The sequence below is a fragment of the Kineococcus glutinatus genome (assembly GCF_039542765.1).
GTDB classification, from domain to species: domain Bacteria; phylum Actinomycetota; class Actinomycetes; order Actinomycetales; family Kineococcaceae; genus Kineococcus_A; species Kineococcus_A glutinatus.
The window spans coordinates 1-6000 of the sequence record NZ_BAABIL010000472.1; the positions used below are offsets into that span (position 1 = coordinate 1).

Below are 6000 nucleotides of genomic sequence, written 5' to 3' on the forward strand. Positions count from 1 at the left end.
CGTGGCGCGGCGGGCCGCCAGCAGCGCGGCCAGCACCGAGGTGGCGACCACCGCCGCCGCCGTGACCGCCAGCGACGCAGGTCCCCCGCCCCAGGGCAGGTCCGCGCTCACCAGGTCACCGGAGCGCAGCAGCGCCAGCAGCGCCCGGCCACCGGCGGCGGCCAGCAGCGCACCGGCGGCCGCGGCGACCAGCGCCACCAGCGCCACCTCGGCCACCACCAGCCGCCGGCCCTGCCGGGGCGTCATGCCCACCGTGCGCAACAGGCCGATCTCCGCCTCCCGCTGCCGGACCGTCACGCCCGTCGTGGACGCCACGGAGAACAGCACGATGACGGCGCCCCAGCCGCCGACCACCGCGCCCATCGTGATGAGCGTGTCCCGGTCCGCGGCGGACACCGCACCCGTGGCGGTCTCGACGAGGGTGGCGAAGGAGCCGACGAGGAGGGTTCCCAGCAGCACCGCCGCGAACGTCGCGGTGGAGGCGGCCGCGCGGTGGCGCAGCGACCGCAGCGCCAGGCCGGTCACGACGCCACCGCCCGCGCGGCACCGACGAGGTCGTCCAGGTGGGCCATCTGCCCCGCGACGGCGTCCGCCGTGGGGTTCTCCATCCGACCGGCGACCCGGCCGTCGACGAGGAACACCACGGCGTCGGCGAACGAGGCCGCCACCGGGTCGTGGGTCACCATGACGACCGTCTGCCCCAGCTCGTCCACGGCCTCGCGCAGCAGCTGCAGGACGGTGCGCGCCGAGCGGGAGTCCAGCGCACCCGTCGGCTCGTCGGCCAGCAGGACGGCCGGGTCCGGCAGCAGCGCGCGGGCGATCGCCACCCGCTGCTGCATGCCCCCGGACAGGGTGGCCGGCAGGGAACCGGCGCGGTCGGCCAGCCCGACCCGGGCCAGCAGCGCCGCGATGCGGGCGCGGTCGGGGCGCCGGCCGGCCAGGCGCACGGGCAGGGCCACGTTCTGCTCGACCGTCAGGTGCGGCAGCAGGTGGAAGCTCTGGAACACGAAACCGATGCGCTCCCGGCGCAGCCTGGTGCGGCCGGTCTCGCTCCAGTCGGTGACGTCGGCGCCCTCCACGAGGACCCGGCCGCCGCTGGGGCGCTCCAGGCCCGCCGCGCAGGCCAGGAAGGTGGACTTGCCGGAACCGGAGGGGCCCATCACGGCGGTGGAGGAGCCGGGGGCGAAGGCGAGGTCGACGCCGTCGAGGGCGCGCACCGCACCGGGGCCGGAGCCGTAGGTGCGGGCGAGGGCGGTGACGGCGAGGGCGGGTGCGTGGGGGTCGGCGTGGCGGTCGCGGGGTGGGACGAGGGTTTCCACGGGTGCTCCCTGGGTCGGGTCGGTGGGTGGTTCCGACGCTAGGAGCGCGGCGCGGTCGTCTCGATGGGCCTGGGCAGCCGGCCGGGGTGGGCCTACCCCCACCCCGGGGGGTTCCGCGCGCGAGGTGGGCGGGGACGTCCAGCGCCCGACACGCCGCGTGTCGGGCGCTGGACGTCCCCGCCCCGGGTCAGCGCGGCAGGTGCCGGCGCACGAACTCCAGCTCGACCCGCATCTGGCGCACCCGCTCGTCGTCCACCAGCGAACCGTGCCCGGCGTCGTAGCGGTACACCTCGTACACCGCGCCGCGGGCGTCCAGCGCCGCCAGGTAGTTCTCGATCTGCCGGATCGGGCAGCGCGGGTCGTTCTCCCCCGCCAGCACCAGCACCGGCGCGCGCACCGCGTCCGCGTACGTCAGCGGCGAGGAGTCGCGGTACTTCTCCGGCACCTGCTCCGGCGAACCCCCGAACAGGCTGCGGTCGAAGGACTTCAGCCCCTCCATCTCGTCCTCGTACGCGGCGGTGTAGTCCGCCACCGGGACCCCCGCCACGCCCAGCGCCCAGCGCTGCGGCTGCGTGCCCAGCCCGAGCAGCGCGAGGTAACCACCCCAGGACGCGCCGGCCAGCACCAGCCGCGCCGGGTCGGCCACACCCGTGGCGACGAGGTGGTCGGTGACGGCGGCGACGTCGGCCAGCTCGGTGTGCCCGACCCGCTGCTCCAGCGCGTCGCGCCACGCCGAGCCGTACCCGGTGGAGCCGCGGTAGTTCACCTGCACGACGGCGAAACCCTCGTCCACCCACGCCGCGGCGTAGGCGCGGAAGGAATCGGTGTCGTGGTGGGTGGGGCCGCCGTGCACCTCCACGAGCAGCGGCAGCGGGCCGGTGGCACCCTCCGGGACGCGCAGCAGGGCGTGCACGCGACCGCCCTCGCCGTCCACCCACACGTCGCGCACCGGCACCGACGCCGGCGCGACCGGGCCGGTGGGCCGCAGCAGCACCCGCCCGGCGAGGTCGCGCACCGCGGGCGGTTGCGCCGCCGACGACCACGCCAGCCACACGTCCCCGCCGGGGCGGGCGGTGGCCGCCCACACGCTGCCCTCGCGGGGGCCGAGCGGTTCGACGGCGCCGGTGGCCAGGTCGACGTGGTGCAGCAGGGTGCGGGCCTCGGCGTCGACCAGGACGAGCAGGCCGCGCCCGTCGCGGGTCCACTCCGCGCCGGCGACCTCCCCCGGCACGTCCAGCACCACCTCGACCTCGGTGCCGGCGAGGACGTCCCAGACGAGCAGCTCCCCCTTGCCGCGGCGCTCGTGCAGGACGAGGAGGCGGGGGTCGGCGGCGGCGCCGGCCGGCACCGGCGCGAACCCCAGCGGGGTCAGGCCCCTGCCGGGCCCGTCGGCCTTCTCCGCGACGGTGCCGCCGTCGCCCACCCGCAGCACGCGCAGGTCGTGGTGGCGGGAGTCGCCGTGCTCGCTGTGCGCGATGACGACGAGGGCGTCGTCGCCGGACAGGTCGCCCACCCAGGCGTCCTCGCGGTGCTCGTAGAGCAGCCGGGCCGGGCCGCCGGGGACGAGGACGTGGACGCGGGTGCCGTACCCGTCGTCGTTGCTGCCGACGACGACGAGCCCGCTGCGCCCCAGGACCAGGCCGGCGGGGTAGGCGGCGGGCAGGCCGAGCGGGTCCTCGACGGGCACCTGCGGGCCGGTGCCCCACGGCTGGCGGCGCCAGACGCCGTGCTCGTCGCCGGCGGTGTCGTCGAACCACCACAGCCACTCCCCGGACGGGTCGATCGTGGCGGTGGAGGTGCCCTCGGGGCGGGCGGTGGCCCGCACCAGCTCACCCGTCGCGGCGTCCCAGCTGTGCGCCTCCAACACCCCGTCGACGGTGGCCTCCACGACGGTCCGCCCCGGCGCCAGCTCCGCCCACCCCGGCAGGCCGATGCGCCCGGCGCGGAAGCGCTGCTCCCACCGCGGGACGTCCGCCGGGCTGTCCTGGTGATCGCTCACGGGGCGATCCTGTCACGGGCCCGCGACCGGCTCACCCGAGCGCGCGCGGCAGCGCGAACCGCGTGGTGACCCGGTGCGCGAACAGCGCCGAGTCCGGCGCCCGGCCCGCGAGGTCCCCGAAACCGGCCGCGGCGAGCGGCCCCCCGCCGGCGGGCGCCGGTCCCGCGTCCTCCAGCGCGAGCACCTGCGCCCGCCGCAGCGGCCACGGCTCGTGCTCGTTGGCGATCCACCAGGTGCGCCCGGCGTGCGCGACGTGCAGGCCGAACCGGGCGGTGACGAAGTGCGCCAGGGCCGCGTCCGGGGCGTCGGCCGGCAGTTCCCCGCCCACCCGCACGGCGATCCGGCTGCGCACCCCCCGCGGGCCGGGCCAGCGGGTGCGGGCGGTCCACGCCAGCTCCCGCGCGCCGTCGCGCACCCGCTCCGCCCGCCGCATCCGCGCCCACCGGTAGGGCAGGCCGAACGCCGCGCGGGCGGCCGCCACCGCCCCCAGCCGGGAGGCGTCGAGGCTGGCGAACACCACGCCGCGGCGGCCGGCGGCGTCGCGGGAGTACAGCCGCACGTTCGTCTCCCAGAACGTCCCCAACCACGGCAGCGCCGGCCCGCGCGCCGCACCGAGGCCGACGAGCCGGAAGGGGATGAGCCCGACGTGGCTGCGCCCGTCGAGGACGTCCGGCTCGGTCCCCGGCGGCAGGTGGGGGGCCACGCGCGCCGGGTCCACCGCCCAGTGCAGGAACGCCACGTCGCACCAGTGCTGGCGCATCATCACCGCCCCGGCCAGCGGCGGCGCCGCCACGGGCAGGGTGGCCGCACCCCCGGTGTCCGTCACGCCGCGATCCTGCCAGCGCACGACGCGGACCGCCCCCGCGCGGGGGACCCCCGGCCGCGGTGAACCCGGGACGGGTGCGGTTCGTGGTGCGGGTGTCGCCCTCCGCGCGGCCGCGCCCATCCCACGACCCCAGGAGAACGATGTCCACGTCCACCACCGCCCCCGCCGCGCAGCGCGCCTCGGCCACCGCACCTCCCACCCGGGCGCTGGTCGTCTGGCCGCTGCTGCGCATCGCGCTCGGTCTCGTCTTCCTCTGGACCTTCCTCGACAAGGCGTTCGGCCTGGGCTACAGCACCGGTCGCGCCGAGGACGGCTCCGTCGACGTCCTCGGCCCGCAGGCGTGGTTCGCCGGCGGCTCGCCGACCAGCGGGTTCCTCGCCGGGGCACCCAGCGGGCCGCTGGCCGGCGTCTTCAACGCCATGTCCGGCAGCCCGCTCGTCGACGCGGCGTTCATGCTCGGCATGCTCTGCGTCGGCGTGGCGCTCGTCGCGGGCGTCGCGCTGCGGCTGGCCACGGTCGGCGGCGTCGCGCTGATGCTGCTCATCCGGGCCACGATGCCCGTGCCGGAGTCCAACCCGGTCGTCGACGAGCACCTCGTCTACGCGCTGCTGCTCGTCGGGCTGCTCACGCTGCCCGCCGCTCGCCGCTTCAGCCTGCACCGCACCTGGTCGCGGCTGCCCGTGGTGCGCAGCACCCCCGCGCTGCACTGACCCGGCGACCGGCGCGGCGGCCCGCCCCGGGCCGCCGCGCCGCCTCACCCCTCCACCCCGGTGTCGGTGTGCGCGGCGCCCACGGGCTTGGACTCCGGCGAACCCCGCTGGCGCAGGTAGATCGACAGCGCGCACATGCTGGCGACGGCGAGGAACTCCGACTGCCAGTTCTGCATCGTGCGGTTCCAGAAGTCCGCCGTGCCCAGGTACCCGACCCAGCTGACCGGTTCCTGCAGCTGCCGCAGCTGCTGCTCGTCGTAGGCGGCGCGCCCGGCGACCGACTGCGCCGCCCACGACGCCAGGAAGAACGCGCCCATGACGATCCCCAGGGACCGGGAGAACAGCGCCAGCCGCCAGCCGCGCGAACGCGCCCAGCGGGGGGAGCCGGCCCTCGCGTGCTCGCCGACGCGCTGGTCCTCGTCTGACTCGGTGCCCTCCTTCCCCGGCTCCTTCGACTCCGGGGAACCGCGCTGCACCAGCCACACCGTGGCGAAGACGTAGAGGAAGAACTGCAGGTACTCCGACTGCCAGTTCTCCGCGACGTCGACGGCGAAGTCCGACGACAGCAGGTACTGCGCCGTGGAGATGCGGTCCACGCCGTCGGCGACGGCCTGCGCGTTGTACAGCGCGACGCCGCTGACCACCTGCCCGACGAGGGCCAGCACGAACAGCAGGCCGAAGAAGAGCGTGAGCCCGTTGTCCCGCACGAAGCCCCGGCGCTGCCCACCGCTCACCGGTGCAGCACCCCCAGCGCCGTGACGTACCCGAGCCCGAGGACCACGACGAGGACCACCCCCGCGAACACCGCCCGCACCTCAGCCGCCCTCCAGCACGCAGTCCGCGGGCTCGCCGTCGCGCAGTTCGCACCCGGCGGCCCGCACCAGCCACACCCCGTCCACCCGCGCGAGGAACACCGACGCCGCACCGGCCGCCACGAGAGCGGAGTCCCCCCACACCTGCGCCGGGCCCGGGTCCGCCGGGGCGGGCAGGTCGAGCGCGGTCGCGGCCTGCGCGCAGGGCACCCCCTCGTCGCCCACCAGGTCCTCGGCGGTGCCGGGCACCATCAGGTCGCACATCGCGGGGCCGTCGGCGGCGGCCGCGGCCTGGGCGAACCCCGCCGCGGCGCGCTCGGCGTCCGCCGCGATG

At 77.2% G+C, this 6000-nt stretch carries 7 protein-coding genes; 1 reads left to right on the top strand and 6 read right to left on the bottom strand.

Annotated elements, in window-relative coordinates; translation table 11 throughout:
* The 4 genes from ABEB16_RS16300 to ABEB16_RS16315 form a co-directional block, all read right to left on the bottom strand.
* Window positions 1-525 (bottom strand): FtsX-like permease family protein (locus ABEB16_RS16300; RefSeq protein ID WP_345713278.1); only part of this gene is annotated, 525 nt, incomplete at its 3' end.
* Window positions 522-1319 carry an ABC transporter ATP-binding protein gene (locus ABEB16_RS16305; protein ID WP_345713279.1) on the bottom strand — a complete coding sequence of 266 codons (798 nt, stop codon included), beginning with the start codon at window positions 1317-1319 and terminating at the stop codon, window positions 522-524. The genes ABEB16_RS16300 and ABEB16_RS16305, both read right to left, overlap by 4 nt.
* A gap of 187 nt (window positions 1320-1506) precedes the next feature.
* Window positions 1507-3318, bottom strand: coding sequence for a S9 family peptidase (locus ABEB16_RS16310; RefSeq protein WP_345713280.1), 1812 nt, complete (start codon window positions 3316-3318; stop codon window positions 1507-1509).
* A gap of 31 nt (window positions 3319-3349) precedes the next feature.
* Window positions 3350-4144 (bottom strand): YqjF family protein, encoded by a 795-nt coding sequence (locus ABEB16_RS16315; RefSeq protein WP_345713281.1) that lies wholly within the window; start codon window positions 4142-4144, stop codon window positions 3350-3352.
* A gap of 140 nt (window positions 4145-4284) precedes the next feature.
* Between ABEB16_RS16315 and ABEB16_RS16320 the strand changes: the two genes are divergently transcribed.
* Window positions 4285-4854: a hypothetical protein gene (locus ABEB16_RS16320; RefSeq protein ID WP_345713282.1), complete on the top strand. Its 570-nt coding sequence runs from the start codon at window positions 4285-4287 to the stop codon at window positions 4852-4854.
* 44 nt (window positions 4855-4898) lie between these two features.
* On the opposite strand, the gene ABEB16_RS16325 is transcribed toward ABEB16_RS16320, so the two are convergent.
* Together ABEB16_RS16325 and ABEB16_RS16330 are read right to left on the bottom strand one after the other, a co-directional pair.
* Window positions 4899-5588: a DUF6766 family protein gene (locus ABEB16_RS16325; protein ID WP_345713283.1), complete on the bottom strand. Its 690-nt coding sequence runs from the start codon at window positions 5586-5588 to the stop codon at window positions 4899-4901.
* 81 nt (window positions 5589-5669) lie between these two features.
* The coding region (locus ABEB16_RS16330) for a hypothetical protein (RefSeq protein WP_345713284.1) at window positions 5670-6000 on the bottom strand (331 nt) is incomplete at its 5' end.